This is a genomic window from Bradyrhizobium sp. NP1 (assembly GCF_030378205.1).
Lineage (GTDB): Bacteria > Pseudomonadota > Alphaproteobacteria > Rhizobiales > Xanthobacteraceae > Bradyrhizobium.
In genome coordinates this window covers 5475759-5501698 of record NZ_CP127385.1, presented here as the reverse complement: position 1 = coordinate 5501698, position 25940 = coordinate 5475759, and the positions used below count along the sequence as shown (strand labels likewise).

The 25940-nt window shown below is 64.9% G+C and carries 25 protein-coding genes; 18 read left to right on the top strand and 7 right to left on the bottom strand.

Features of this window, described 5'->3' with window-relative positions:
- The first annotated feature begins 9 nt into the window (after window positions 1-9).
- The 11 genes from QOU61_RS26705 to QOU61_RS26655 all read left to right on the top strand — a co-directional run bounded on the left by QOU61_RS26705 (window position 10) and on the right by QOU61_RS26655 (window position 12098).
- Window positions 10-1038, top strand: coding sequence for a branched-chain amino acid ABC transporter permease (locus QOU61_RS26705; protein WP_289654202.1), 1029 nt, complete (start codon window positions 10-12; stop codon window positions 1036-1038).
- A complete protein-coding gene (locus QOU61_RS26700; protein WP_289654201.1) occupies window positions 1035-1787 on the top strand; it encodes an ABC transporter ATP-binding protein in 753 nt (250 codons plus the stop codon). Before QOU61_RS26705 ends, QOU61_RS26700 begins: the two co-directional genes overlap by 4 nt.
- Window positions 1780-2496 (top strand): ABC transporter ATP-binding protein, encoded by a 717-nt coding sequence (locus tag QOU61_RS26695; RefSeq protein WP_289654200.1) that lies wholly within the window; start codon window positions 1780-1782, stop codon window positions 2494-2496. Before QOU61_RS26700 ends, QOU61_RS26695 begins: the two co-directional genes overlap by 8 nt.
- A 26-nt stretch (window positions 2497-2522) precedes the next feature.
- The gene (locus tag QOU61_RS26690; RefSeq protein ID WP_289654199.1) at window positions 2523-3641 is read left to right on the top strand and encodes a cobalamin-independent methionine synthase II family protein; all 1119 of its coding nucleotides are present in this window, start codon (window positions 2523-2525) and stop codon (window positions 3639-3641) included.
- Between the two features lie 186 nt (window positions 3642-3827).
- The gene (locus tag QOU61_RS26685; protein ID WP_289654198.1) at window positions 3828-4613 is read left to right on the top strand and encodes a glycosyltransferase family 2 protein; all 786 of its coding nucleotides are present in this window, start codon (window positions 3828-3830) and stop codon (window positions 4611-4613) included.
- 22 nt (window positions 4614-4635) lie between these two features.
- Window positions 4636-5622: a UDP-glucuronic acid decarboxylase family protein gene (locus tag QOU61_RS26680; protein WP_289654197.1), complete on the top strand. Its 987-nt coding sequence runs from the start codon at window positions 4636-4638 to the stop codon at window positions 5620-5622.
- 233 nt (window positions 5623-5855) lie between these two features.
- Window positions 5856-7211 carry a hypothetical protein gene (locus QOU61_RS26675; RefSeq protein WP_289661773.1) on the top strand — a complete coding sequence of 452 codons (1356 nt, stop codon included), beginning with the start codon at window positions 5856-5858 and terminating at the stop codon, window positions 7209-7211.
- A gap of 58 nt (window positions 7212-7269) precedes the next feature.
- Window positions 7270-8466 (top strand): methionine adenosyltransferase, encoded by a 1197-nt coding sequence (gene metK, locus QOU61_RS26670; RefSeq protein ID WP_289654196.1) that lies wholly within the window; start codon window positions 7270-7272, stop codon window positions 8464-8466.
- Between the two features lie 75 nt (window positions 8467-8541).
- Window positions 8542-9972 (top strand): adenosylhomocysteinase, encoded by a 1431-nt coding sequence (ahcY, locus tag QOU61_RS26665; RefSeq protein ID WP_289654195.1) that lies wholly within the window; start codon window positions 8542-8544, stop codon window positions 9970-9972.
- Window positions 9973-10144: 172 nt separating this feature from the next.
- Complete coding sequence (locus QOU61_RS26660; RefSeq protein WP_289654194.1) at window positions 10145-11617, top strand: flavin-containing monooxygenase; 1473 nt, start codon at window positions 10145-10147, stop codon at window positions 11615-11617.
- Window positions 11618-11657: 40 nt separating this feature from the next.
- A complete protein-coding gene (locus QOU61_RS26655; protein ID WP_289654193.1) occupies window positions 11658-12098 on the top strand; it encodes a DUF1810 domain-containing protein in 441 nt (146 codons plus the stop codon).
- Window positions 12099-12171: 73 nt separating this feature from the next.
- Here QOU61_RS26655 and QOU61_RS26650 read toward each other — a convergent pair whose 3' ends face one another.
- Window positions 12172-12882 (bottom strand): SDR family NAD(P)-dependent oxidoreductase, encoded by a 711-nt coding sequence (locus QOU61_RS26650; protein ID WP_289654192.1) that lies wholly within the window; start codon window positions 12880-12882, stop codon window positions 12172-12174.
- A gap of 250 nt (window positions 12883-13132) precedes the next feature.
- Between QOU61_RS26650 and QOU61_RS26645 the strand changes: the two genes are divergently transcribed.
- From QOU61_RS26645 to QOU61_RS26635, 3 genes are all read left to right on the top strand, one after another.
- Window positions 13133-14056 carry a LysR family transcriptional regulator gene (locus QOU61_RS26645; protein WP_289654191.1) on the top strand — a complete coding sequence of 308 codons (924 nt, stop codon included), beginning with the start codon at window positions 13133-13135 and terminating at the stop codon, window positions 14054-14056.
- A 109-nt stretch (window positions 14057-14165) separates the two neighbouring features.
- Window positions 14166-14423: a hypothetical protein gene (locus QOU61_RS26640; RefSeq protein ID WP_289654190.1), complete on the top strand. Its 258-nt coding sequence runs from the start codon at window positions 14166-14168 to the stop codon at window positions 14421-14423.
- 122 nt (window positions 14424-14545) lie between these two features.
- The gene (locus QOU61_RS26635) at window positions 14546-14701 is read left to right on the top strand and encodes a hypothetical protein (RefSeq protein ID WP_289654189.1); all 156 of its coding nucleotides are present in this window, start codon (window positions 14546-14548) and stop codon (window positions 14699-14701) included.
- Between the two features lie 26 nt (window positions 14702-14727).
- Here QOU61_RS26635 and QOU61_RS26630 read toward each other — a convergent pair whose 3' ends face one another.
- Entirely contained in the window at window positions 14728-15432 is a 705-nt protein-coding gene (locus tag QOU61_RS26630) for a fumarylacetoacetate hydrolase family protein (RefSeq protein WP_289654188.1), read from the bottom strand.
- Window positions 15433-15563: 131 nt separating this feature from the next.
- On the opposite strand from QOU61_RS26630, the gene QOU61_RS26625 reads away from it, so the two are divergent.
- On the top strand, window positions 15564-15848 hold the full coding sequence (locus tag QOU61_RS26625) for a membrane dipeptidase (RefSeq protein ID WP_289654187.1): 285 nt from the start codon (window positions 15564-15566) through the stop codon (window positions 15846-15848).
- Between the two features lie 232 nt (window positions 15849-16080).
- Complete coding sequence (locus QOU61_RS26620) at window positions 16081-17010, top strand: aspartyl/asparaginyl beta-hydroxylase domain-containing protein (RefSeq protein WP_289654186.1); 930 nt, start codon at window positions 16081-16083, stop codon at window positions 17008-17010.
- A 180-nt stretch (window positions 17011-17190) separates the two neighbouring features.
- Here the strand turns inward: QOU61_RS26620 and QOU61_RS26615 are convergent, their stop codons facing one another.
- Entirely contained in the window at window positions 17191-18996 is a 1806-nt protein-coding gene (locus QOU61_RS26615; protein ID WP_289654185.1) for an ABC transporter ATP-binding protein, read from the bottom strand.
- A 149-nt stretch (window positions 18997-19145) separates the two neighbouring features.
- Window positions 19146-20159 carry a UDP-glucose 4-epimerase GalE gene (galE, locus tag QOU61_RS26610; RefSeq protein ID WP_289654184.1) on the bottom strand — a complete coding sequence of 338 codons (1014 nt, stop codon included), beginning with the start codon at window positions 20157-20159 and terminating at the stop codon, window positions 19146-19148.
- A gap of 129 nt (window positions 20160-20288) precedes the next feature.
- Here galE and QOU61_RS26605 point away from each other — a divergent pair, with 129 nt between their 5' ends.
- On the top strand, window positions 20289-21359 hold the full coding sequence (locus tag QOU61_RS26605) for a glycosyltransferase family 4 protein (protein ID WP_289654183.1): 1071 nt from the start codon (window positions 20289-20291) through the stop codon (window positions 21357-21359).
- A gap of 37 nt (window positions 21360-21396) precedes the next feature.
- Here QOU61_RS26605 and QOU61_RS26600 read toward each other — a convergent pair whose 3' ends face one another.
- The 3 genes from QOU61_RS26600 to waaF all read right to left on the bottom strand — a co-directional run bounded on the left by QOU61_RS26600 (window position 21397) and on the right by waaF (window position 24778).
- Complete coding sequence (locus QOU61_RS26600) at window positions 21397-22923, bottom strand: outer membrane protein (RefSeq protein ID WP_289654182.1); 1527 nt, start codon at window positions 22921-22923, stop codon at window positions 21397-21399.
- 146 nt (window positions 22924-23069) lie between these two features.
- Entirely contained in the window at window positions 23070-23612 is a 543-nt protein-coding gene (locus QOU61_RS26595) for an HAD family hydrolase (RefSeq protein WP_289654181.1), read from the bottom strand.
- A gap of 104 nt (window positions 23613-23716) precedes the next feature.
- Complete coding sequence (waaF, locus tag QOU61_RS26590) at window positions 23717-24778, bottom strand: lipopolysaccharide heptosyltransferase II (RefSeq protein ID WP_289654180.1); 1062 nt, start codon at window positions 24776-24778, stop codon at window positions 23717-23719.
- A gap of 165 nt (window positions 24779-24943) precedes the next feature.
- On the opposite strand from waaF, the gene rfaD reads away from it, so the two are divergent.
- Window positions 24944-25924, top strand: a complete 981-nt coding sequence (gene rfaD, locus QOU61_RS26585; protein WP_289654179.1) for an ADP-glyceromanno-heptose 6-epimerase — start codon at window positions 24944-24946, stop codon at window positions 25922-25924.
- Window positions 25925-25940: the final 16 nt, after the last annotated feature.

The following is a 25940-nucleotide window of genomic DNA, read 5'->3' as shown; positions in this document are numbered from 1 at the left end:
GACGCGACGATGAACGCGCAAGGGGAGGTCGGACGTCTGGCGGCCGAACAGGCGCGCTGGCGCTTGAGCGAAGTCGCGTTCTGGCTCGTCGTGCTCGGCTGCACGATAGCCTTTCCCTCGCGCTACCTCATCATGGCGGAGATCGTGCGGCTCGCGCTGTTCGCGCTCTCGCTCGACCTCATCCTCGGCTATGCCGGCATCGTCTCGCTGGGGCACGCCGCCTTCTTCGGCGTCGGCGCCTATGCCGCGGGCCTGATGGCGCTGCATGGCGTCGTCACCGAGCCGCTGCTCGCACTCGTCGCCGCCGGGCTGATCGCCGCCGTGCTCGGTTTTCTCACCAGCTTTCTCGTCATCCGCGGCGCCGACCTGACGCGGCTGATGGTGACGCTCGGCATCGCGCTGCTCCTGGAGGCGCTGGCGGAGCGCTTCTCCAACATCACCGGCGGCACCGACGGCCTGCAGGGCATCGAGATGCAGCCGATCCTCGGCCTGTTTGCGTTCGACATGTACGGCAGGGTCGGGCTGTTCTATTCGCTCGCCGTGTTGTTCGTCCTCTTCCTGCTGGCGCGCCGCATCGTGCATTCGCCGTTCGGCCTGTCGCTGCGCGCGATCCGGAACAACCCCTTGCGGGCGGCGGCGATCGGCATTCCGGTCAACCGCCGGCTGATCGCGGTCTATACGCTGTCGGCCTTCTATGCCGGCATTGCGGGTGCGCTGTTCACCCAGACCACGGCGCTTGCCTCGCTCGACGTGTTCTCGTTCGAGCGCTCGGCCGACCTGATGCTGGTGCTCGTGCTCGGCGGCACCGGCTATCTCTATGGCGGCCTGATCGGCGCGGTCGTGTTCAAGATGCTGCAGGAATTCTTCTCGACCATCACGCCGCAATACTGGCTTTTCTGGATTGGGCTGGTGCTGATCGTGGTCGTGCTGGTCGGTCGCGAGCGGCTGCACCGCTGGGTGTTGTGGGCGCCGAACCTCGTCATCCGCCATCTCGCCGGCCGCAAGCCGGTGGTCGTTCCCGAAAGCGAGCTGCCATGACGCCGGCGCTGGAGACGAGGGGCCTGGAAAAATCGTTCGGAGGCCTGCGCGTCACCCGCGACCTGTCGCTTACGGTCGAGCGCGGCGCGCGCCACGCGCTGATCGGCCCGAACGGCGCCGGCAAGACCACGGTGATCAACCTCCTGACCGGCGTGCTGAAGCCGAACGGCGGGCGCATCCTGCTCGAAGGCAATGACATCACCGATCTCGCCGTGCACACGCGCGTCTCGCGCGGGCTGTCACGCACCTTCCAGATCAACCAGCTCTATGCCGATCTCACGCCGCTCGAAACCATCGGGCTCGCAGTATCCGAGCGGATGGGCCGCGGCGCCGACTGGTGGCGGCGCATGGGGACGCGTAGCGAGGTCAACGAGGAGATCGCCGAAAACCTCGCGCGCTTCCACCTGCTCGATGTCATGAACGAGCGCACCGCGACACTGCCCTATGGCAAGCAGCGGCTGCTCGAGATCGCGCTTGCGATCGCCACCAGGCCGCGGGTGCTGCTGCTCGACGAGCCCGCCGCCGGCGTGCCCGAGAGCGAGCGCCACGACATTCTCGCCGCCGTCGCCGGCCTGCCGCGCGATGTCACCGTGCTCCTGATCGAGCACGACATGGACCTGGTGTTCTCCTTCGCCGACCGCATCTCGGTGCTGGTCAACGGTGCGCTGCTGGTCGAGGGCACGCCGGAGGCGGTGGCGCGTGATCCGCAGGTCAAGGCCGTCTATCTCGGCGAGGCCGCCGATGCCTGATCTGCTCGCGCTCGAAGCCTTGCGTGCCGGCTATGGCGAGGCGGTGGTGCTGCCGAACCTGTCGTTGCGGCTCGATGAGGGCCAGGTGCTGGCGCTGCTGGGACGCAACGGCACCGGCAAGACGACGCTGATCAATTCGATCGTCGGCGTCACCCGCCGCTTCGGAGGCTCGGTCACGCTTGCGGGCCACGACATCACCGCGATGCGGCCGGACCAGCGCGCCCGCGCCGGCATCGGCTGGGTGCCGCAGGAGCGCAACATCTTCCGCTCGCTCACGGTGGAGGAGAACATGACCGCGGTGGCGCAGCCGGGGCCGTGGACCGTCGACAGGGTCTATGAGATGTTTCCCCGGCTGAAGGAGCGGCGCGGCAATTTCGGCAACCAGCTTTCCGGCGGCGAGCAGCAGATGCTGGCGATCGGCCGCGCGCTGGTGCTCAATCCGAAGGTCCTGTTGCTGGATGAGCCGACCGAGGGGCTTGCGCCCATCATCGTCGAGGAACTGCTGGCAGCGCTCGGCCGCATCACGCGTTCCGGCGGCATCTGCTCCATCATCGTCGAGCAGAACGCGCAAAAGATTCTGGGGCTGGCCGACCGCGTTGTGATATTGGAGCGCGGGGCGATCGTGCACGAGGCGGCGAGCGACAGCCTGAAAGCCGATCCGTCCGTGCTCGAGCGCCATCTCGGCGTCGCCGGCACCGCGGCGCACTGACAGGATTTGTTGGGAGTTTTGAGACCATGCAGCGAACCAGGCCTCCATTCCGTGCCGACGAGGTCGGCAGCCTTCTGCGACCCCCGCGCCTCAAGGAGGCGCGCGCCAGGCTCGAGAAGGGCGAGATCGCGCCGGAGGAGTTGCGCAAGATCGAGGACATGGAGATCGAGAAGGTGGTGCACCGGCAGGCCTCGACCGGGTTGAAGCTCGCGACCGACGGCGAGTTCCGCCGCTCCTGGTGGCATTTCGATTTCCTCGCCAGGCTCACCGGCTGCGAGCTTTTCCACCCCGACACGGGTATCCAGTTCGCGGGCGCGCAGACGCGCCACGACGCGATCCGCGTGATCGGCAAGCTGGATTTCCCCGCCGACCATCCGATGCTCGACCATTTCCGCTTCCTGAAGCGGCAGGCGGAGATCGCCCATGTCACGCCGAAGATGACCATCCCGTCGCCGGCAGTGCTGCACTTCCGCGGCGGCCGCAAGTTGATCTCGAAGGATGTCTATCCCGATCTCGATGCCTTCTTCGAGGATCTGGCCAAGACCTATCGCAAGGCGGTGAAGGCATTCTACGACGCCGGCTGCCGCTATCTGCAGTTCGACGACACGGTGTGGGCCTATCTGTGCTCGCAGGAGGAATTGCAGAAGTCGCGCGAGCGCGGCGACCATCCGGATGGCGTGCAGGAAATCTATGCGCGGATCATCAACTACGCGATCGCCGAGCGTCCCGCCGACATGGTGATCACCACCCATGTCTGCCGCGGCAATTTCCGCTCCACCTGGATCTCCTCCGGGGGCTACGAGCCGGTCGCGGAAACGCTGCTCGCCGGCACCAACTACGACGGCTACTTCCTGGAGTATGATTCCGACCGCGCCGGCGGCTTCGAGCCGCTGCGCTTCCTTCCGCCCGGCAACAAGGTCGTGGTCGTCGGCGTCATCACCTCGAAGTTCGGCCAGCTCGAAAAGAAGGACGACATCAAGCGGCGGCTCGAGGAGGCGGCGAAATTCGCGCCACTGGAGCAGCTCGCGCTGTCGCCGCAATGCGGCTTCGCCTCGACCGAGGAGGGCAATATCCTCTCCGAGGAGGAGCAATGGGCCAAGCTGCGGCTCGCGGTGGAAGTCGCCAACGAGGTCTGGGGTCGTTGAGACCCCGGGCGCGCCATGTCACCTGATACGGGGCTGCCGACGTCAAATGGCGGGTCAAACCGCCTGCAGCTTGACGTGAATCATGCTGCGAGCCGCGCTGTGGTGATTGGATCACGGCGGCGGTTGCGCTATCACTGATTCATCGCCCGCCTTACCCATTCCCCCAAGCCCGCCGCAAACTCTTCCATGACCGACAACCCAAGCAAGGCTGTGCCCGACATCTCGATCCTGATGCCGGTCTACAATGAGATCGAGAGCATCGCCGCCATCCTCGATATCGTGAAGGTTGCTCTTCCGGGCGTTCGGAAGGAAATCGTCATCGTCGATGACGGCTCGAAAGACGGCACGCGGGCGTGGCTGTCGGAAAAGTTCAGCGCGATGGCGGAGGAGGATGTCGGCAACGCAGCCGCATCCGGCGACGTCGTTTCGGACGAGTGCACCGTTCGCGTGATTTTTCATACCCGCAACAAGGGCAAGGGCGGCGCGATCCAGACGGCATTCAAGGCATCGACGGGCGCGGTGCTGGTCATCCAGGACGCCGATCTCGAATACGATCCCGCAGATTGGGACGTCATGTACGGCCTGATCGCGAAGCGGAAAGTGGCGGATGTCGTCTACGGTTCGCGCTTCTACGGCAAGCCGCACCGCTCGCTCTACTATCACCACTACATGGCCAATAGGCTGATTTCCGTCGTCTTCAACGTCCTGTGCAACCAGACGCTGACCGACATCGAGACCTGCTACAAGATGTTCACCCGCGAGGTGCTCAAAACGCTGAACATCACCGCCAATGATTTTGGCATCGAAGTGCAGATCTCGACCCAGATCGCGCTGGCACAGCGATGGCGGATCTACGAGACCGGCATCCACTACTACGGCCGGACCTATCACGAGGGCAAGAAGATCAACTGGAAGGACGGCGTGAAGGCGCTCTGGTATCTCGTCCGGTTCCGCGTTAATCCGGGCAATTGATCTCTTGCGGCAGGACAGCAGGATGGGGCCTGAGAGCTTCGCAGACTTCTACAGGGCAAAACGGATTCTCGTTACCGGCGGCGCCGGCTTTCTCGGCTCCTTCCTGTGCGAGAAGCTGCTGGCCGCCGGCGCCGAGGTGCTTTCGGTCGACAACTACTTCACCGGCCGCCGCGCCAATATCGCTCATCTCATTTCCAATCCGATGTTCGAGGCGATGCGGCACGATGTGACGATGTCGCTGTTCGTCGAGGTGGATGCCATCTTCAACTTCGCCTGCCCGGCGTCACCCGTGCACTACCAGTTCGATCCGGTCGCCACGACAAAGGTCAGCGTGCATGGCGCGATCAACATGCTGGGGCTGGCCAAGCGGCTGAAATGCCCGATCCTGCAGGCCTCGACCAGCGAGGTCTATGGCGACCCGACCGTGCATCCTCAGACCGAGGACTACTGGGGCAACGTCAATCCGATCGGTCCGCGCGCCTGCTACGACGAGGGCAAGCGCTGCGCCGAGACGCTGTTCTTCGACTATCAGCGGCAGCACCGCGTCGCCATCAAGGTGATGCGGATATTCAATACCTACGGGCCGCGCATGCACGAGAACGACGGCCGCGTGGTGTCCAATTTCGTCATCAGCGCGCTGCGGGGCGAGCCGATCACGATCTACGGCACGGGGGCGCAGACCCGATCGTTCTGCTACGTCGACGATCTGGTCGACGCCGCGCTGCAGCTGATGGCAACGCCGGCCGACGTCACCGGTCCGATCAACGTCGGCAATCCGAACGAGTGCACGATCCTCGATCTCGCCAGGAAGATCATCGAACTGACCGGATCGTCCTCCAAGCTCGTATTCCAGCCCGCCCCGCAGGACGATCCGAAGCAGCGCAAGCCCGACATCTCGCTCGCGAGATCAGTTCTGGAATGGCAGCCGACGATCGGCCTCGACGAAGGCTTGAGGAAGACCATCGCCTATTTCGAGCGGCGGCTGGTCGAGGGCGATCTGAAGCGCTGACCGGGCTTTCGAAATTGTGGTCCTGACCCCCCAGGGGCAGCGATCGATCGACGGGCGCCGTCGCGTCACGGCGCAGATCGAGGTCGCCGAGCGGGCGAGGGGTTGCCGGGTCTTCCGCGACCGCACCGGACTAAGGCGCGCATTTGCCCGGTGGGCAGATGATGCTAGGAGGGATGGGCAACATACCGCTGCCCACACTGCCGTCCCAAGCCCAGACGCTCGTCCGCACCGCCATGAAAAACGATGAAATCCTGAGCGAGATTTCCGAGTTCTGCCGCCGCGCCGACATGGCGGAATCGACCTTCGGGCGGCGCGCCGTCAACGACGGCAAGCTCGTGCACCGGCTGCGCGAGGGCAAGCGCATCACGCTCGACACGCTCGACCGCATCAAGGCCTATATCGCGGCCTCGACCCCGGGCGGGGTGGCACCGCCGCGCGGGCTCGTGGTGCCGCCCGAGAAGCGCGACCCCCGCGGCAATTTCCGCTTCTTCGAGAACCGGCAGAAATACCTGTTGTTCGTGCATACCTGCAGCGAGAAGCGGGTGATCGCGGACCGGGTGGCGCTCGAGCTTTCGGCCATTCATCCGCGGCCGCCTTCGTTGCGGCTATTCGACGCCGGCATGGGGGACGGCACGGTGCTGGCGCGGGTGCTGCGCGCGATGCATGCCCGTTTCCCTCATATGCCGTTCTACATCGCCGGCAAGGAACTGAGCCTGGAGGACGTGCGGCTGACGCTGGAGAAGGTGCCGGACCGGCTTTTCGAGCATCCGGCAACCGTCTTCGTCTTCACCAACATGTACTATTCGGAGGCGCCCTGGCTGACGCCGGCGTCGCCCGCGGCAGCCGCCGGCATGATCTGGCATGAGGTTGCGCTGCGCGGGGCCTCCTCCGGCGATTTCGAGGCCCAGATCGCGGATTTGCGGCCCTTTCTGGAGCAGAACTGGCGGGCCGCGGTCAGCCCGCGCACCGGCATGCCGCTCTACGAGCGGCCGGTAGCGCTGGTGCTGTACCGGGACGACCAGCGGTTCCTGCTTGATTCGATTATCCCCAGGGCTGGCCGAACCGAGGCCAATTTCGACCTTGTGATCGCCTCGCAGCCCTATCGCGCTAAATCAAGTGTGAATTTCCGCGCCAAACGGATCATTGCGCCGTTGGCCCGGGGCTTGCGGGCGGGGGGCCGGCTGATCGGAATCCACTCCTATGGCCACGATCCCGGCATGGAGATCATCCAGGCGATCTGGCCGGGAGAAAATCCTTTCTCCGTGAGCCGTCATGAGCTATTGCGCGCGGTGAAATACGAGGTGGGCGCGGCCGGGCGCGACCTTAATTTTAACGCTTATGCCGATAACCGTTCGATCTTCCGCTATGATATGGAGGCCCTGCCCAACGAGGTCACCGGCTCGATCGGAACCTCGACGGCCTTTGCAGCATGGAACGCGGCGGTGTATGTCGCCCAGATCGAGGATGACCGGTTGACGGATATGACTCAAAACGGCCGTACCCTCGACGCCGCCAGAGACGTGCTGCGAAGACATAACGGGCTCTGGTTCTACGACGAATCCTACGTCATCTCGCGCCGGCGCGATTGACATTTCAGGACATGGTTCGAAAACGACCGCCGACACAGGGCGGAAAAAGGGGTTCTTGATGCGCGCGTCTTATCTGTTCACAAGCGAATCGGTGTCCGAGGGGCATCCGGACAAGGTTTGCGACCGGATCTCGGACGAGATCGTCGACCTGTTCTACCGCGAAGGGCCGAAGGCCGGCATCGATCCCTGGGCGATCCGCGCCGCCTGCGAGACGCTTGCCACCACCAACAAGGTGGTGATCGCGGGCGAGACCCGCGGTCCGGCTTCCGTCACCAACGACCAGATCGAAAGCGTGGTGCGCGGCGCGATCAAGGACATCGGCTACGAGCAGGACGGCTTCCACTGGCAGAAGTGCGACATCGAGATTCTGCTGCATCCGCAGTCGGCCGACATCGCGCAGGGCGTCGACGCCAATCAGCCTGGCGCCGCCAAGGAAGAAGGCGCGGGCGACCAGGGCATCATGTTCGGCTACGCCTGCAACGAGACGCCGGACCTGATGCCGGCGCCGATCTTCTACGCCCACAAGATCCTGCGGCTGATCTCGGAAGCCCGCCATTCCGGCCGCGAGAAGGTGCTGGGGCCCGATTCCAAGAGCCAGGTCACGGTGCAATACGAGAACGGCAAGCCGGTCGGCGTGCGCGAGATCGTGGTTTCGCACCAGCACCTCGATCCGGAGATGACCTCGGCCCAGGTCCGCGAGCGCGTCGAACCCTATGTGCGCGAGGCGCTGCCGAAGGACTGGATCAACGGCAAGACCATCTGGCACATCAACCCGACCGGAAAATTCTTCATCGGCGGCCCCGATGGCGACACCGGCCTCACCGGGCGCAAGATCATCGTCGACACCTATGGCGGCGCGGCTCCTCACGGCGGCGGTGCGTTCTCCGGCAAGGATCCGACCAAGGTCGATCGCTCCGCGGCCTACGCTGCGCGCTACCTCGCCAAGAACATCGTAGCCGCAGGGCTCGCCGACCGCTGCACGCTGCAGCTTGCCTATGCGATCGGCGTGGCGCGTCCGCTGTCGATCTATATCGACACCCACGGCACCGGAAAGGTCGCGGAAGACAAGCTCGAGAAGGCGGCCGCCGAGGTCATGGACCTGACCCCGCGCGGCATCCGCCGCCACCTCGATCTCAACCGGCCGATCTATGCGCGCACCTCGGCCTACGGCCATTTCGGCCGCACGCCGGACAATGAGGGTGGATTCTCCTGGGAGAAAACCGATCTCGTCGAGCCGCTCAAGCGCACTGTCTGAATTCTTTCATCATCGTCGCGTGTATTCCGGAAAGCGTCGCTGCTTTTCGGAATATGCATTTGAGGGATCAACCACATGACCGCCGCCGCCAAGAAACCCGCCTTCACCGACTACATCGTCAAGGACATCGCGCTGGCCGAATTCGGCCGCAAGGAAATCTCGCTGGCCGAAACCGAGATGCCCGGCCTGATGGCGACGCGCGAGGAGTTCGGGCCCAAGCAGCCCTTGAAGGGCGCGCGCATCGCTGGCTCCTTGCACATGACGATCCAGACCGCGGTGCTGATCGAGACGCTGGCCGCGCTCGGCGCCGACATCCGCTGGGTCTCCTGCAACATCTATTCGACCCAGGATCACGCGGCGGCTGCGATCGCCGCCGCCGGCATCCCGGTGTTCGCGGTCAAGGGCGAGACGTTGACCGAATACTGGGACTACACCGCAAAGCTGTTCGACTGGCATGGCGGCGGCACGCCGAACATGATCCTCGATGACGGCGGCGACGCCACCATGCTGGTGCATGCCGGCTATCGCGCCGAGCAGGGCGACACCGCCTTCCTCGACAAGCCGGGTTCGGAAGAGGAGGAGATCTTCTTCGCGCTGATCAAGCGGCTGCTCAAGGAGAAGCCGAAGGGCTGGTTCGGCGAGATCGCGAAGAACATCAAGGGCGTCTCGGAAGAGACCACGACCGGCGTGCATCGGCTTTACGAAATGGCCAACAAGGGCACGCTCTTGTTCCCGGCGATCAACGTCAACGACAGCGTCACCAAGTCGAAATTCGACAACCTCTATGGCTGCCGTGAATCGCTGGTCGACGGCATTCGCCGCGGCACCGACGTCATGCTGTCGGGCAAGGTCGCGATGGTCGCGGGCTTCGGCGACGTCGGCAAGGGCTCGGCGGCCTCGCTGCGCCAGGCCGGCTGCCGCGTCATGGTCTCCGAAGTCGATCCGATCTGCGCGCTGCAGGCGGCGATGGAGGGCTATGAGGTCGTGACCATGGAAGACGCGGCGCCGCGCGCCGACATCTTCGTGACCGCCACCGGCAACAAGGACATCATCACCATCGAGCACATGCGTGCGATGAAGGACCGCGCCATCGTCTGCAACATCGGCCACTTCGACAATGAGATCCAGATTGCGTCCCTGCGCAATCTGAAATGGACCAACATCAAGCCGCAGGTCGACGAGATCGAATTCCCCGACAAGCACCGCATCATCCTGCTTTCGGAAGGGCGGCTGGTGAACCTCGGCAATGCCATGGGCCACCCGTCCTTCGTGATGTCGGCGTCCTTCACCAACCAGACGCTGGCGCAGATCGAGCTGTTCGCCAACAACAAGGGCGGCAAGTACGAGAAGAAGGTCTACGTGCTGCCGAAGACGCTCGACGAGAAGGTGGCGCGGCTGCATCTCGCCAAGATCGGCGTCAAGCTGACCGAGCTGCGCAAGGACCAGGCCGACTATATCGGCGTCAAGCAGGAAGGTCCCTACAAGTCGGACCATTACCGGTACTGAGCTTTCCGCGGGGCGGGAAAACCGCGCAAGCGGCGCCTCCACTGAAGCAGGCTTTGTGTTTCGAATGCCCGGCAACGACCTTGTTGCCGGGCATTCGCGTATCTAGACTTGGACGGCAAGGCGTGGATGGCGGGGACAGCCCGGCCATGACGACGGGAGCTCGGGTGAATCCATGAAAGCGAATGCCCAAGCGGAACATTTCGACGTCCTGATCGTCGGCGCCGGCCTGTCCGGCATCGGCGCCGGCTATCACTTGCAGACGAAATGCCCGTCCAAGAGTTTCGTCATCCTGGAGGGCCGCGACACGCTCGGCGGCACCTGGGACTTGTTCCGCTATCCCGGCATCCGCTCCGACAGCGACATGTTCACGCTCGGCTATTCCTTCAAGCCGTGGACCGAGCCGAAGGCGATCGCGGACGGCCCGCGTATCCTGAACTATGTGCGCGAGACCGCGGCCGAGAACGGCATCGACCGCAAAATCCGCTTCCGCCATCGCGTGAAGCGCGCCTCATGGTCGACCAGGGATGGGCGCTGGACGGTGGAGGCCGAGCGCAGCTTGGGCGAGGGCGCGGTGGAGACCATCCGCTTCACCTGCAATTTCCTGTTCATGTGCTCCGGCTACTACCGCTACGAGGCGGGCTATACGCCGGAATTTGCGGGCGCCGCTGATTTTGCCGGTCAGATCATCCATCCGCAAAAATGGCCCGAGGATCTCGACTACGCCGGAAAGCGCATCGTCGTCATCGGCTCCGGGGCGACCGCCGTGACGCTGGTGCCGGAGCTCGCGCGAACCGCGGCCCATGTCACCATGCTGCAGCGCTCGCCGACCTATGTAGTGTCGCGCCCGGCCGAGGATCCGCTCGCCAACAAGCTCCGGCGCAATTTGCCGGCGCGGCTCGCCTATCATCTGATCCGCTGGCGCAACGTGATGTGGGGGATGTTCTTCTTCCAGCTCAGCCGGCGCCGGCCCGCGCGCGTGAAGGAATTGATCCTCAAGGGCGTGCAGATGGCGCTTGGTCCCGACTACGACGTCGCCACCCATTTCACCCCGCGCTACAATCCATGGGACCAGCGGCTGTGCCTGGTGCCGGACGGCGACCTGTTCAGGTCGATCCGCGAGAAGCGCGCCTCCGTCGCGACCTGCGAGATCGATACCTTCACCAGGAACGGCATCCGTCTCAAGGATGGAAGCGAGCTTGCCGCGGACATCATCGTCACCGCGACCGGCCTCGTGCTTCAGGTGGTGGGCGGGCTGGAGATTGCGGTCGACGGCCGTGTGGTCGATTTCTCGAAGGCGCTGACCTACAAGGGCATGATGTATGCCGACGTGCCGAACCTTGCTTCGGCCTTCGGCTACACCAATGCGTCCTGGACGCTGAAATGCGACCTCACCTGCGAATATGTCTGCCGCCTCATCAACTACATGGACCGGCACGGCTACAGGCAGTGCATGCCGCGCAACAGCGACCCGACCATCGAGGCGCTGCCGTCCCTCAGCTTCACCTCGGGCTATGTGCAGCGCGCGGTCGCGAAAATGCCCAAGCAGGGCTCGAAGCGGCCGTGGCGGCTCTACCAGAACTATGCGCTCGACATCGTCTCGCTGCGCTTCGGCAAGATCGACGACGGCGTGATGCAGTATTCGTAAGCTGCTCCAGGCGTTCACCGGCGCGACCGGGGAGGGCGCGATGGGCGATCCCTTTGACCTCCAGCGTTTCGTCACGGCCCAGGCCCCGGTCTATGCGCGCGTCGTCGCGGAGCTTTCCGCCGGGCGCAAACAGAGCCACTGGATGTGGTTCATCTTTCCGCAGATTGCGGGGCTCGGATTTTCGGCCATGGCGCAGCGCTTTGCGATTGCCTCGCGCGCGGAGGCAGAAGCCTATCTCGCCCATGATATCCTCGGGCCGCGCCTGGTCGAATGCACGCGGCTCGTGCTCGCGGTGAAGAGCCGGTCGATCCACGAGATCCTCGGCTCGCCCGACGACCTCAAATTCAGGTCGTCGATGACCCTGTTCGGCGCCGTCTCCGACAATCCGGTCTTCGCTTCTGCGATCGCGGTCTACTATGCCGGCGTCGGGGATGAGGCCACGCTTGATATCCAGCGAGGGTCGGACGGCACCAAAGGGTGAGCGCCGATCCCATCATGCCGAAAGCCTGCGCGCCGGGATCAGCGCGATGCCGAGATCAATGGCCAGCGCCAGTTCAGTGGCCGGCGCTCTGGCCGCCGTCGACGTGCAGGATCTCGCCGGTCACGAAGCCGGCATGCTCGAGATAGAGGATGGCGTCGACGATGTCGGACATCTCGCCCATATGGCCGACCGGATGCAGCGTACCGAGCTGGGCATGCGTCTCCACGGGATGCATCGGTGACTTGATGATGCCGAGCGCCACCGCGTTCACGCGGATGCCGCGCTTGGCATACTCGATCGCGAGCGACTTGGTCGCCGCGTTGAGCCCGCCCTTGGTCAGTGAGGCGAGCACGGAAGGGACGTTGGAATTGGCGTGGTCGACGAGACTTGTGGAGACCTGCACGACGTGGCCGCTGCCCTGCTTCTCCATTTCGGCGATCGCCAGTTGCGTGATGCGGAAGAAGCCGGCGAGGTTGACGCCCAGCACCGCCTTGTAGTCGGCTTCGGTGTACTGGGTGAACGGCTTGGCAATGAAGATCCCGGCGTTGTTGACGAGCGTGTCGATTCGGCCGAACCGGGCCACGCCCTCGGAGATCGCCCGCTCGGCGGTCTTCCAGTCGGCGATGTCGCCGGGCACCGCGAGGACGTCCTCGTCACGCGACGGCTTGATCGTGCGTGCGGTCGCAACCACGCGGTAGTTGCGATCGCGATACGCCTTGACGAGGGCTGCGCCGATACCCTGCGACGCGCCGGTGATGACGGCAACTTTCTGTTCGATACCCATGATGAGCTCCTTTGTTTTCCGCCTGATCGGGTGAGGGCCGCGGGGGCGCCGGGATCACCGATCGGATCGAATGAGAGCTACGCGCCTTTGATGCGGGCGCGAATACGTGCTGTCCGGCAGACACTCTTCCGTGGCGCGACCGAATACGGGAATGGCGCCTGAGGCAGCCGGAACAGCCTGCGCGCTGGTTGCCGCGGCACGATCGGGCGGCTAGCCTTTTAACTTGAGGGATTCCGCTCGCGGAAGGATCATGGATCGGCTCGATGCAATGAAGGTCTTCGTCGTCGCGGTCGACGAAGGAAGCCTTGCGGCCGCGGGCCGCAAGCTGGGTCGCTCGCCCGCAGCCGTGAGCCGTGCGGTCGCCTTCCTCGAAGCGCGTGTCGGCACCGAGCTGCTGCATCGAACGACGCGGTCGATCAGGCTGAGCGAGGAGGGCGAGCGCTATGTCGCCGCCTGCCGGCGCGTGCTCGCCGAACTCGAGGAGGCCGACACCATCGTCGCGGGGGAACGATCGGCGCCGCGCGGCACGATCGCGGTGACGGCCCCGATCTTCTCCGGCGAACTGTTCTTTCGACCGATCCTGGAGGCGTTTCTGGACACCTACCCGACGGTGTCCGCGCGTCTGCTCCTGCTCGACAGGCCGGTCAACCTGATCGACGAAGGCATCGACGTCGCGCTGCGCATCGGCAACCTTGCCGATTCCTCGATGGTCGCGACCCGGATCGGCGAAGTCCGGCGACTGGTGGTGGCGGCGCCGCGCTACGTGAGGAAGCACCCGCGCATCAACGAGCCGTCGGATCTTGCCAAGCACCAGATCATCGCGATGGCCCACATTCCGAACTCTTGGACCTTTCCCCCGGCTTCAGGCTCTTCGGTCCCGCGCGCGGTTCAGTTCTCGCCGCGGCTGGTGGTCAACAGCATCCGCGCGGCGCTGGCTTCGGCGGTGGAAGGGCGCGGCGTGGTGCGGCTGCTCTCATACCAGGTCGCAGAACAGGTGCGGCGGGGCGAGCTCGAAATCATCCTCGCCAAGGACGAGCCTTCGCCTCTGCCCGTCCACCTCATTTCTCCGCATGGGCGGCTCTCGGTGCCGAGAGTCCGGGCCTTCGTGGACTTTGCCGCGCCCCGGCTGAAGAGCGAGTTCGCGCGCGTGGCGAAGGCTTGCGACCGCTGCTGATCAAGCACTCTTTCGCGACGCGAAAGGCTGTCTGTCGCGCCGTGCGTCTTCGCCGCAGGCTTCCCTGAACCCAGCTCTCCGTGACGATCAAAGTCATGGAGACACCACAATGACGACAGTCAAAACCATCGCGGCGGCCGCGCTGTTGTCGGCGCTTGCGGCAACGCCGGCGCTCGCGCAGGCCGCCATTCAGGAGCCCGGCGCATTCGCTTTCGCCTATCCGTATCTGGACGTTCTGAACGGGGGCGCCCCGACGCCGGCATTAAAGTTGTCCGCCGAGCCGCCCGCGGCGATGCAGGCCTATGCGGCGCGGGAGAGCGGTATCGGCACCCTACAGCATGACCCGTCACATCATGCCGGCCGCTGACGCAGCGAGATGCTCGCCAAGAAGCAAGGGAATCGGCGATTCCGGGAAGGGTTAACGGAAGATTAACCGGCGAGGGGCTAGGCTCGCGCGGCCGGGTGCTGCGCAAGACGCGGGTGAAACCCATGGAAGCCCAGAAAATTGCCGTCGACGCCATCGTGGCGCTGACCGATTGCGACCGCGAGGCCGCGATCGCGTTCGTCCGCCGGCTGTACCTTGCGGGCGTGAAGGATCCCAAGCGGCTGACCTTCAAGGGTCTGCAGGCGATCGCGCGGGGCTGAGGCCCGCGCGCCTGCCGCTGAAACGATCAGCCGACCGCCTTGCCGATCGAAACCTTCAGGGTGCCGACACCGTCGACGCCGCATTCGATCTTGTCGCCGGGCGAGAGCGCGGCAACGCCGGCAGGCGTGCCGGTCATGATGATGTCGCCGGCGCCGATCTCGACCTGCTGCGACAGCTTCCAGATGATCTCCGGCACGCTCCAGATCAGCTCGGTGAGGTCGCCCTTCTGCCGCTCGGTGCCGTTGACGGACAGCCAGATCCTGCCTTTCGCAGGGTGGCCGATCTTCGCGGCCGGCTGCAGCGCCGATGAGGGCGCGGAGTGGTCGAACGATTTGCCGATCTCCCAGGGCCGCTCCTTCTTGCGCGCAGCCTGCTGCAGGTCGCGCCGCGTCAGGTCGATGCCGACCGCGTAGCCATAGACGTGATCGAGCGCCTTGTCGGTCGGGATGTTCAGCCCGCCGCTCTTCATCGCAACGATCAGTTCGACCTCGTGGTGCAGATCCTTGGTCAGCGGCGGGTAGGGGATGGTGGCGCCGTCCTTTTCCAGCATGTCGGCATGCTTGGCGAAGAAGAACGGCGGGTCCCGCTCGTCATTGCCCATCTCGCGGATGTGCTCGAGATAGTTGCGGCCGACGCACCAGATGCGGCGGACAGGAAAGGCCTTCGTTTCGCCTGCGACCGGGATGGAAGCCTGGGCGGGAGCGGGAATGACGTAGGACGTGGCGTTCATGCGGAAGCTCGGGACAGGGTTGCGGGAGGAATTCGGTACCGTTTGTACGCGGTTGCACGGGGCGAGGCTAGTCCCGACAACCGGCCGGTGCGCCGTGATAGGTTGGGCGCCGGAGGCATCCGGAGACGATCATGAAGAAGTGGGTCTGGCTCGGCCTTGTCCTCGTTGTCGTCCTGATCGTCGTCGCCGTCGGGTTTTTTGCGACTGCCCACGTCCGCGATCTCGTCGGCATCGACCATGTCGGGCTCGGTTCGGATTTCGACGGTTCGACGACGACCGGCTTCGACGCGAGCCAGGTTGCCGTGGTGACGCAGGCGCTCATGGACGCCGGGTTTTCGCCTGACGACATCCGCAAGGTCATGGGCGGCAACGTCTTGCGGCTGCTGCGCGCAGATATCGCGCCCTCGCGCGGTTGAATGAGATTCGCCTGATGTCTCCGCTATTTCCGCGCACCGAAACGGCCGATGCAGCCCTTCAATGCGCACGAAAATGACCTCGTGATCGCAGGTTCCGCATGCGCCGCCGGGGCCTTGCCGTTGCGCCTGCGGCATGTTGAAATATTTCCAGATTGTTGCGGCCGGATAGGCTTTTTCGTGCGCGTGGGGACGCTAAAAAGGGGCGTCGCGCGCCGCATCACGGGGACCGAAAATGCTGAAGCAGCTTCTCGCGCCACAGCTCATCATCCTTTATCTCCTGTTCGCCTCCACGCTCTACGTGCATTTCCGCGGCCGCGAGCGGCTGCGCTTCGCGCGTCAGCTCGGCGACCACTCGACCTATCTCGCGCCCTACAACGTGCTGATGTATGCGGGCTCGGCGGTGCCGAACGAGCCCGTGATCCCGGTCGATCGTTTTCCGGAACTGGCGAAGCTCAGCGAGAACTGGGAGACGATCCGCGACGAGGCGGTACGGCTGTTCGACGAGGGTTTCATCCGCGCCGCCGCGAAGAACAACGATTGGGGCTTCTACTCGTTCTTCAAGAGCGGCTGGAAGCGCTTCTATCTCAAATGGTATGACGACTTCCTGCCTTCGGCGCGCGGGCTGTGCCCGAAGACGGTCGAGCTTCTGAACTCGATCCCGTGCGTGCACGGCGCGATGTTCGCCATGCTGCCGCCCGGCGGCAAGCTCGGCGCGCACCGCGACCCGTTCGCCGGCTCGCTGCGCTATCACCTCGGGCTGGTGACGCCGAATTCCGACAGGTGCCGGATCCTGGTCGACGGCGTGCAGTGTGTCTGGCGCGACGGCGAAGCCTTCATGTTCGACGAGACCTTCATCCACAGCGCCGAGAACGCCACCGACGTCAACCGCATCATCCTGTTCTGCGACGTCGAGCGTCCGATGAAGTACGGCTTCATGACCTCGATCAATCGCTGGGTCAGTCACCATATCGTCAAGGCTTCCGCCACCCAGAACATCGACGGCGAGCATGTCGGCGTGCTGAACAAGGTGTTCGGCAAGCTCTACGAGGTCCACCTCGCGAGCCGCAAGGTCAAGGAGTGGAACCGCAAGGTCTACTACACGCTGAAATATTCGCTGACGGCACTGATCCTCGGCCTGATCGTCGCCTCGGCGCTGCGCTGATCGACGCTGCGCCGGTCACGCCGTGGCGCTGACCGGCGTCAGGCCGGTGTCCCGGTTCCGAAGTTCGCATCATTCTGCGGGCCCCTCGTCGGCGAACTTCGGAATCGAAGGGACACCAGCAGCTTATTGATCTGGTGTGGCTTTGGTTCAGAAGTCCGCATCATTGTCGCCGCACGTTCATCATGCGGACTTCTGAACCGCCACGCCAGGATGACCAGTGTCGCGCTGCTGCAGGCGGAAGAACGAGGCATAGCGGCCGCCGCGCCGCAACAGGTCCTCGTGCCGGCCGCGCTCGACGATCTCGCCGGCCTCCACCACCATGATCGCGTCGGCATGCATGATGGTGTGCAGCCGGTGCGCGATCACGATCGTGGTGCGATTCTGGCAGAGATGCTCGATCGCTTCCTGCACCTGCTGTTCGGATTCGGAGTCGAGTGCGGCAGTCGCCTCGTCGAGCAGGATGATCGGCGCGTTCCGGATCAGCGCGCGGGCGACTGCGATGCGCTGGCGCTGGCCGCCGGAAAGCTGGGTGCCATGCTCGCCGACCGGCGTGTCGTAGCCGAGCGGGAAACTCGTGATGAAGTCATGCGCGCAGGCGGCTTTTGCCGCCTCGATGATCTCTTCCTCGGTTGCGCCCGGCTTGCCGAAGGCGATGTTGGCACGGATCGAGTCGCGGAATAGATAGACGTCCTGGCCGACATAGGCGGTCTGCTGGCGCAGCGAACGCCGCGACACTTTCGAGATCGACTGGCCGTCGATCAGGATCTCGCCCTCGCGGACCTCGTAGAAACGAAGCAGCAGCGCCAGCACGGTGGACTTGCCGCCGCCCGAGGGACCGACCAGCGCCGTGACCTTGCCGGGCTCGGCGACGAAGCTCATGCGGTTGAGCACCGGCTCGCCCGCGCGATAGGCGAAACTGACGTCGGAGAGCTCGATCCGGGCATCGGTGAGCCTCAGCGGCGGCTTGTCGTCATCGGAAAGCTCGCTCGCCGGGCTGTCGATCACCTCGAGCAGCATGCGTGCGCCGACCAGCTGGCTGTTGAGATCGATGTTGAGCCGCGCCAGACGCTTGGCCGGCTCGGTCGCCATCAGGAACGCCGACAGGAAGGAGAAGAACTGGCCGGGGGTGGCGCCAAGCGCGACGACGCTATAGCCGCCATAGAGCAGGCAGCCGGCCACCGCAAAGCCGCCGAGCATCTCCATCAGCGGGTTGGAGCGGTTGGAGACTCGCGCCATCTTGTTGGCGTTGCGCTCGACGATGGCGATGTTCTCGTCGATGCGGCGCTGCATCGCCTCTTCCAGCGTGAACGCTTTCACGGTGCGGATGCCCTGCAGCGATTCCTGCATGGTCTCGAGGATGTCGGCGGTCCCGATGAACTGGTTGTGGGCGAGGCCCTTGATCCGTTTCACGAGCTTGCGCAGTACCAGCATCGCCGGCGGCACTACCACGAGACCAATGAACGACAATATCGGGTCCTGCACCACCATCACGCAGATCATGGCGACCAGGATCAGGAAGTCCCGGCCGATCGCATTGATCAGCATGTTGAGGACGTCGGTGATGGATTTCGCGCCGGCGGTCAGCCGTGCCAGGAATTCGGACGAATGCCGTTCGGAGAAGAAGCCGATGCTCTCGCGCATCAGCTTGGCAAACAGCCGCCGCTGATTGTCGGCGAGAATGGCGTTGCTGATCTTCGACAGGATGACGGTTTGGCCGTAGGTCGCCACGCCCTTGACGAACAGCAGCAGAACCGTGACGCCGGACAGGATGGCGATGCCGGGGATGTTCTTCTCGACATAGGCCTGGTTGATCACCTGACCCAGCACATAGGTGGCTCCGGCGGTTGCCGCGGCCACCACGCCCATCAATGCGAAGGCGGCCAAATAGCGCCGCCAATAGACGACCCCCTGTTCCATGACCAGGCGGCGAATCAGGACCGCCGCGCCATAGGGATCGTCGGTAATTTTCTTCGGAAACTGGGCCATCCGCCTTCCATCGGCCGCGACGAGCGGGTAGCGAACGTCAAAACTGCGCCACTAGCGCCGAAAACGGCCCCGCGCGCCTGCTCGGGTGCCTCATTGCCCGCTATGACGCGGTTTTTCAAGCCCAATAAAGGCTTGCAGACAGTGGGATTTCAGGCCGATTGCGCCTGCCGCAGCTCGGCTGTCCGCTCACGGAGCAGCTTCTCTTCCCAGGCCAGCGCATGGGCGGCGATGGTCTGCAGGTCGTCATAGCGCGGCGTCCAGTCCAGAAGGCTTCGGATGCGCGCGGTATCGGCGACCATGGTCATGATGTCGCCGGGTCGCCGCGGCGCATACTGGACGGCAAAGTTCCGCATCGAGACGTGGCGCACGGCCTCGATCGTCTCCAGCACCGAATAGCCGCGGCCATAGCCGCAGTTGAGCGTGGCGGAAGCGCCGCCGGCGCGCAGGTAGGCAAGGGCCGCGCGGTGGGCTTCCACGAGGTCGCTGACATGGATGAAGTCGCGGATGCAGCTGCCGTCCGGCGTCGGGTAGTCGGTTCCGAACACATCGATCTTGGCGCGCTGGCCGGTCGCGGCCTCGACCGCGATCTTGAGCAGATGGGTGGCGCCGATGGTCGCGAGTCCGACGCGGCCTTGCGGATCGGCGCCGGCGACGTTGAAGTAGCGCAGCACGACGTAGCTCATGCCGTGCGCGGTGGCGACGTCATGCAGCATGATCTCGGTCATCAGCTTCGAGGAGCCGTAGGGCGAAACCGGCCGCGTCCGCGCGTGCTCGGGCACCGGCACCTGGTCGGGATTGCCGTAGACCGCCGCAGTGGAAGAGAAGATGAAGCGGCTGACGCCGCTCTTGACCGCAGCATTCAACAGGCTGCGCGTCGTCATGGTGTTGTTGCGATAATAGCCGAGCGGGTCGCGCATCGAATCCGGCACGACCACCGAGCCCGCGAAATGGATGATGTTGTCGATGCGGTGCTGGGTGATCACGCCTTCGACCAGGTTCTCGTCGCCGGCATCGCCGATGAACAGCGGCACGCCTGATGGCACGAAGCTGGAGAATCCGGTGGAGAGGTTGTCGATCACGACCACGCGCTCGCCGGCATCCGCCAGCGCGTGCACCATGTGACTTCCGATATAGCCGGCGCCGCCGGTGACGAGCACGGTCATGAGTGAACCCAACTCCACTATCGCCGAACATGCTATGCAGATGCAGTGAAGAGGGTGTTTCGCCGATACCGAACTGGCCGCCATGCTTAATGTTGCGTATAGGAAATGCCGCAAAATGGAGCTTTTGCGTTGATCAACGAGCGTTCCGCCGGCGAGCTGGAGCTGATCGTGCCGAACCTGCATCGGCGCTATTCCGGCGTCACCGCGACCAACCGCATGGTGTCGCCGCGGCTCGCGAAACTGTTTCGCGCCGGCTGGCTCGGTCCGCACGCGCCCGACGGCATTGCGAAGATCGGCCTGTCCGATCTGCTGCGGCTGTGGCGACGGCGCCGGCCCGTGATCTGGCACGCAAGGCGCAACAACGAGATGATTGCGGGCGTGCTGTTGCGTGCGCTCGGCTGGCCGTTGAAGCTGGTGTTCACCTCGGCTGCCCAGCGCCATCATAGCTGGATCACACGCTGGCTGATCCGGCAGATGGACGCGATCATCGCGACCAGCGCGCTGTCGGCCGGCTTTCTCAAGCGCGAGGCGACCGTGGTGATGCACGGCGTCGACACCGACGTCTATGCGCCGCCGCCTGACCGCGCCGCGGCGTTCGCCGAAAGCGGCTTGCCCGGCCGCTACGCGATCGGCTGCTTCGGCCGCGTCCGCGCGCAGAAGGGCAGCGACGTGTTCGTGGAAGCGATGTGCCGTCTCTTGCCGAGCTATCCCGATTTCACCGCTGTCATCGTCGGCGCGATCGTGCCGGAGCAACTGGGTTTCGCCAACGAGCTGAAGCGCAGGATCGAGGCTGCCGGATTGTCGTCGCGCATCATCATGACAGGCGAATTGGACATCACCGACGTGCAGCGCTGGTACCGGCGGCTCGCGATCTATGCCTTCACCTCGCGCAACGAGGGGTTCGGCCTCACCCTGATCGAGGCAATGGCGGCCGGCAATGCGCTGGTTGCGGCGCGCGCGGGCGCGGCAGAATTCGTGGTGGAGGACGGCGTCACCGGGGTGCTGGTGCCGCCGGGCGATGCCGAGGCGCTGGCCGCCGCACTCGAGCCCTTGATGCGCGATCCGGCCTCGGCGGCCGCGATGGGCGCGCGGGCGCGGGCGCGCGTCGTTGAAAAATTCAGCCTCGATGCGGAGGCCAACGCGATCGCAGAGGTCTATCGCGGGCTTGAGGCCGCAGCTCCCGGCGGAACGGCTGGCTAGGCGCAATGCGCTCGCGCCGCCGTCGAACGGCGGGCGTTCAGTTCAGGTGATAGTTGACGCCGGCACGCACGATGTTGCCGTTGAAGCGCACGCGCGAGGACATCGCGATGGAGTCGATGCCGAATCCGTTCGACAGTTGAGCGCCGGCATCGAAAGCGGAAATTCCGGTGCCGTAATTGGCCGAGCCGAGGTCGTAGTAGAGATATTCGAGCTTGGCGCTCCACTTCGGGTCCCACATCCATTCGCCGCCGGCGCCGACCGTGTAGCCGGCGCGCGTCGCCGAGAAGGACCCGGCGGAGAGGTTGGCCGCGGGCGATGGCGGGAAGAACGTGGCGAAGCCCTGGCTGATATTCGTGTTCGATTTCACGTTGCCATAGGCCAGACCGCCGGTCGCGTAGAGCAGCAGGTTCGGCGTCACGAGCCCGCCCAGCCGGCCGCGAATGGTTCCGATATAGTCGAGGCTGCGCGCGGTGGTGATGCTGGTCACCGCAGTATCGTTGAAGAAGCCGCCGACGGTCGTCACCCGGGATCTCCCGAAGGCGCTGCCGTGCAGCGACGTGCCCTGGATATCGGCTTCCAGGCCCGCAAGCCATGTCGGCGAGATCAGGCGGTTGTAGCCGATCTGCGCACCGCCGAGGATGCCGCTCTGGCCGGTCGACAATTGCTGGGTCGCGCTTGCAACCATTGCCGCGGTGTTTCCGGGGAACGTGCTGGCCGACGTCGCGCCGGCCGACGTGCCCGTCGAGCCCGAGCCGTCGATGTAGCCGAGGTTCAAGCCGGCATACCAGCCGGACCACGGATCGGTCGGCGCCAATACGGGCGCCTTGGTGTAGGGCGCCTTGGTGTAATAGGGCGGCGGCGCGACGGGACGGATCAGGGGATCGCCGAACCGGTAGTTGATGCCGACGCGCACGGTGTCGGCCTTGAAGCTCACGGATTCCGCGACGCCGGGAACGACATTGAAGAGCTGTCCATCGCCGAGATCGACGTGCAGATATTCCAGCTTCACGCTCCAGTTCGGCGCGATCGCCGTCTCGACGCCAGCGCCGAGCGCCCAGCCAGCGCGCCAGTCGCTGCCGGAGGCAGGGCTCAGCGAATCCCAGCCGCGAATGTTGCCGACGGCGAGGCCGCCGGTGCCATAGACCAGCCAGCTGCCGCCCCCGCCCAGCGCATAGCCGATGCGGCCGCGGAAAGTCGCCAGCGAGTCGAGGTTCGTGCCGCACGGGTGCGGCGTGGCGGTCATCGGTCCGCAGGTGCTGGACTGGCCTTTGATGTCGGCCCACGAGAAGTCACCCTCGACGCCATAGACCCACAGGCCTTTTTGCCAGTTGTAACCGAGCGTGCCCCCCACCAACCCGCCGCGAACGGAGTAATGACCGTCCGCAGGGAGCTCCTCCTCGATGACAACAGGGGTGAGCGGCTTTGGGATGCCGGGATCGGTTTGGCTCGAGCTGCCCGAGCCGTAGCCGGCCGACCCGCCGACATAGCCGCCGGTCCAGCCTTGCGCGGCGGCGGGAAGCGTGCCGGCCATCAGAAAAATCAATGCAACGGCAGATCTACTCATGAAAGGTGCTTCAAAAATTGGTTTTTCAGGAAAATTTACGATTCCTTAATACTCCGTTTCGGGTTCCGAAGCTGTTGCGCGATGGTCACATCCCCAACGAGTCTCGCTGCTCATGATTGGGAATATGGCGGCCGCAAAATCCGCGCCTAGCCGGCGCGCTGCTGCGCCAGGATGCCGGCGACGAACGTGTCGAGGTCGCCGCCCGAGAAAAGGAAGCCGGGCAGGCCGGCGGCGCGGCCGGCTTCGAGATCGCCCGGCCGGTCGCCGATGACGAAACTGCCCTGTTGCCGGACCGGCCAATGCGCCATCAGGTCGAGGATCATTCCGGGCGAAGGCTTGCGCCAATGATGATCTTCCAGATAGCCGGCCACGATGCCTTCGGGATGATGCGGGCAGTAGCGGATGTCGTCGATGCGCGCGCCCTGCGCGGCAAGCTCGGCGCACATCCAGTCGTGCAGGGTGTTCACCTCGGCCTCGGTGAAGAAGCCGCGCGCCACGCCGGACTGGTTGGTGAAGAAGAACACCAGATAGCCAGCCTCGTTCAGCCGGCGGATTGCTTTCGCGGCATTGGGCATCCAGCGGATGCGTTCGCGCGTGCCCATGTAGCCGTCGTCGTAATTGACGACGCCGTCGCGGTCGAGAAAGGCGGCAGGCCTGCGGATCGCCTGATCCGCGGCATGACGGCTCATCGGATGCTGGCTCAGGTCCTGGCTCAAGGCGCACCGTCAGATCGGATTTCGAAGGCTTTGGTAGCCAGCGGCCAGCGCCGGTGCAAGCGCAGAGCGGGGCGTGGTTAACGGGCCGAGGCGACCTCGCCGAGCACGCGCCGGGCGGTTGCCACCACGTCCGATGCGGGGATGTCGCGCATGCAGCGATGGTCGTTCATGGTGCAGACCGGGCGGTGGCAGGGCTGGCACGGCACGCTGGTTTGGGTCTGGATGGTCGCGGCAAGTCCGTTGAGCGGCGCCCAGTGATAGGGGCTGGTGGGGCCGAAAATGCCCATGGTCGGCGTGCCGATCGCGGCGGCCACATGCATCAGGCCCGAATCGTTCGAGATCGCGAGGCTGGCCGATGCCATCGCCAAAATGCCGTTGCGCAGATCGGTGCCGGTGAGGTCGCGCACGCGCGGGCCTCCGGCTGCGACGATTTCCGCGGCGAGCGCCTTCTCGCCGGGCCCGCCGACGACCCAGACGTCGAGTCCTTCGCTGGCGAGCAGCCGCGCCGCCTCCGGATAATAAGTCCAGCGCTTGGCGGCGCCGACCGAGCCGGGCGCCAGCGCCACCGCCTTGCCGCTGCCGAGGCCGTTGGCTTGCCGCCAGCGCCGAGTTTCCTCGGCCGCAACCTCAAGCTGCGGCACCGGCCATTCCGGCGGCAGCGCGGCGCCGTCCGGCAAGGCGAGGGCGGCGTTCTTGTCGATGAAGCGGGGCAGGGCCTTTTCGCCCCACCGCCAGCGATTGATCATGCCGAACCTGAATTCGCCGACGAAGCCGATCCGCTCGGGAATGCCGGCGAGAACCGGCGCGATCGCCGATTTCCAGGTGCGCGGCAGCACCAGCGCGGTGGCATAGTTCCGCGCGCGTAAGGACGCTGCCAGCCGCCACTGCCTGGCGAGCGCGAGCCGGCTGCGCGGCAGATCGAACAGGATGCCCTCGCGGACCCCCGGCATATAGTCGACCAGCGGGGCGCAGAGCGAGGTGGTGAGCAGGTCGACCGGCCGGTTCGGCCAGCGCTCCTTCAGCACCCGCACCACGGTGTGGCCGCGAACGAAGTCGCCAATCCACATGTAGGGGATAATCAGGATCGGACGTGTGTCGGTCCGGTCCACAATCCCATTATATTGTGAATTAATGTTCATTCTTTAGCGTGAAGATGCCGATCCTTGGCTAGACCCGTCGGTAGCCGCTCCGCGCCATCAGGTAAAGCGGCGGCGCCATCTTCACCACGGCGGACGACCCAAGTTGCCTGCGCCGGCGGAGTGGGGCAAAGCTGCCGCAAGCCAATCGGGATTTCAGGGAACCTCATGTTGCTGGTGACCGGCGGCGCCGGCTTTATCGGATCGAACGTCGTAGCCGCGCTGAACGATGCGGGCCGCGCCGACGTCGTGGTCTGCGACGTGCTCGGCCATGAGGGCAAATGGCGCAACCTCGCCAAGCGCCAGCTTGCCGATTTCGTGCCGCCGGCCGAGCTTGCCGATTGGCTGAATGGCCGCAGCCTCGACGCCATCCTGCATCTCGGCGCCATCTCGGAAACCACGGCGACCGACGGCGACCTCGTGATCGAGACCAATTTCCGCCTCTCGCTGCGCCTGCTCGACTGGTGCACGGAAAACGCTGTTCCGTTCATCTACGCCTCGTCGGCCGCGACCTATGGCGACGGCGCGCAGGGTTTTCGCGACGATGCAAGCGTCAGCGCGCTGCAAGCGCTGCGGCCGATGAACCTCTACGGCTGGAGCAAGAACCTGTTCGATCTCGCGGTCGCCGAGCGTGCGGCGCGCGGAGAGAAGCTGCCGCCGCAATGGGCGGGCCTGAAGTTCTTCAACGTGTTCGGGCCCAACGAGTACCACAAGGGCACGATGATGAGCGTGCTGGCGCGCCGCTTCGGCGATATCAAGGCCGGCCATGCCGTGCAGCTCTTCAAGTCGCATCGCGAGGGCATCGCGGACGGCGACCAGCGGCGCGACTTCATCTATGTCGACGACGTGGTGCGGGTGATGATGTGGCTGCTCGCAACGCCATCGGTTTCTGGCCTCTTCAACGTCGGAACCGGCAGGGCGCGCAGCTTCAAGGATTTGATGCTGGCGGCCTACGCCGCGCTCGGCGCGCCGCCAAATATCGATTATATCGACATGCCCGAGTCGATCCGGGGCAGCTACCAGTACTTCACGCAGGCGGAGGTCGATCGGTTGCACGGCGCCGGCTACAATGGCGGCTTCACTCCGCTCGAAGATGCGGTCGCGCTCTACGTGAAGGGTTTTCTCGATTGCGCCGATCGCTATCGCTGACGGCAGAGGCTTGACG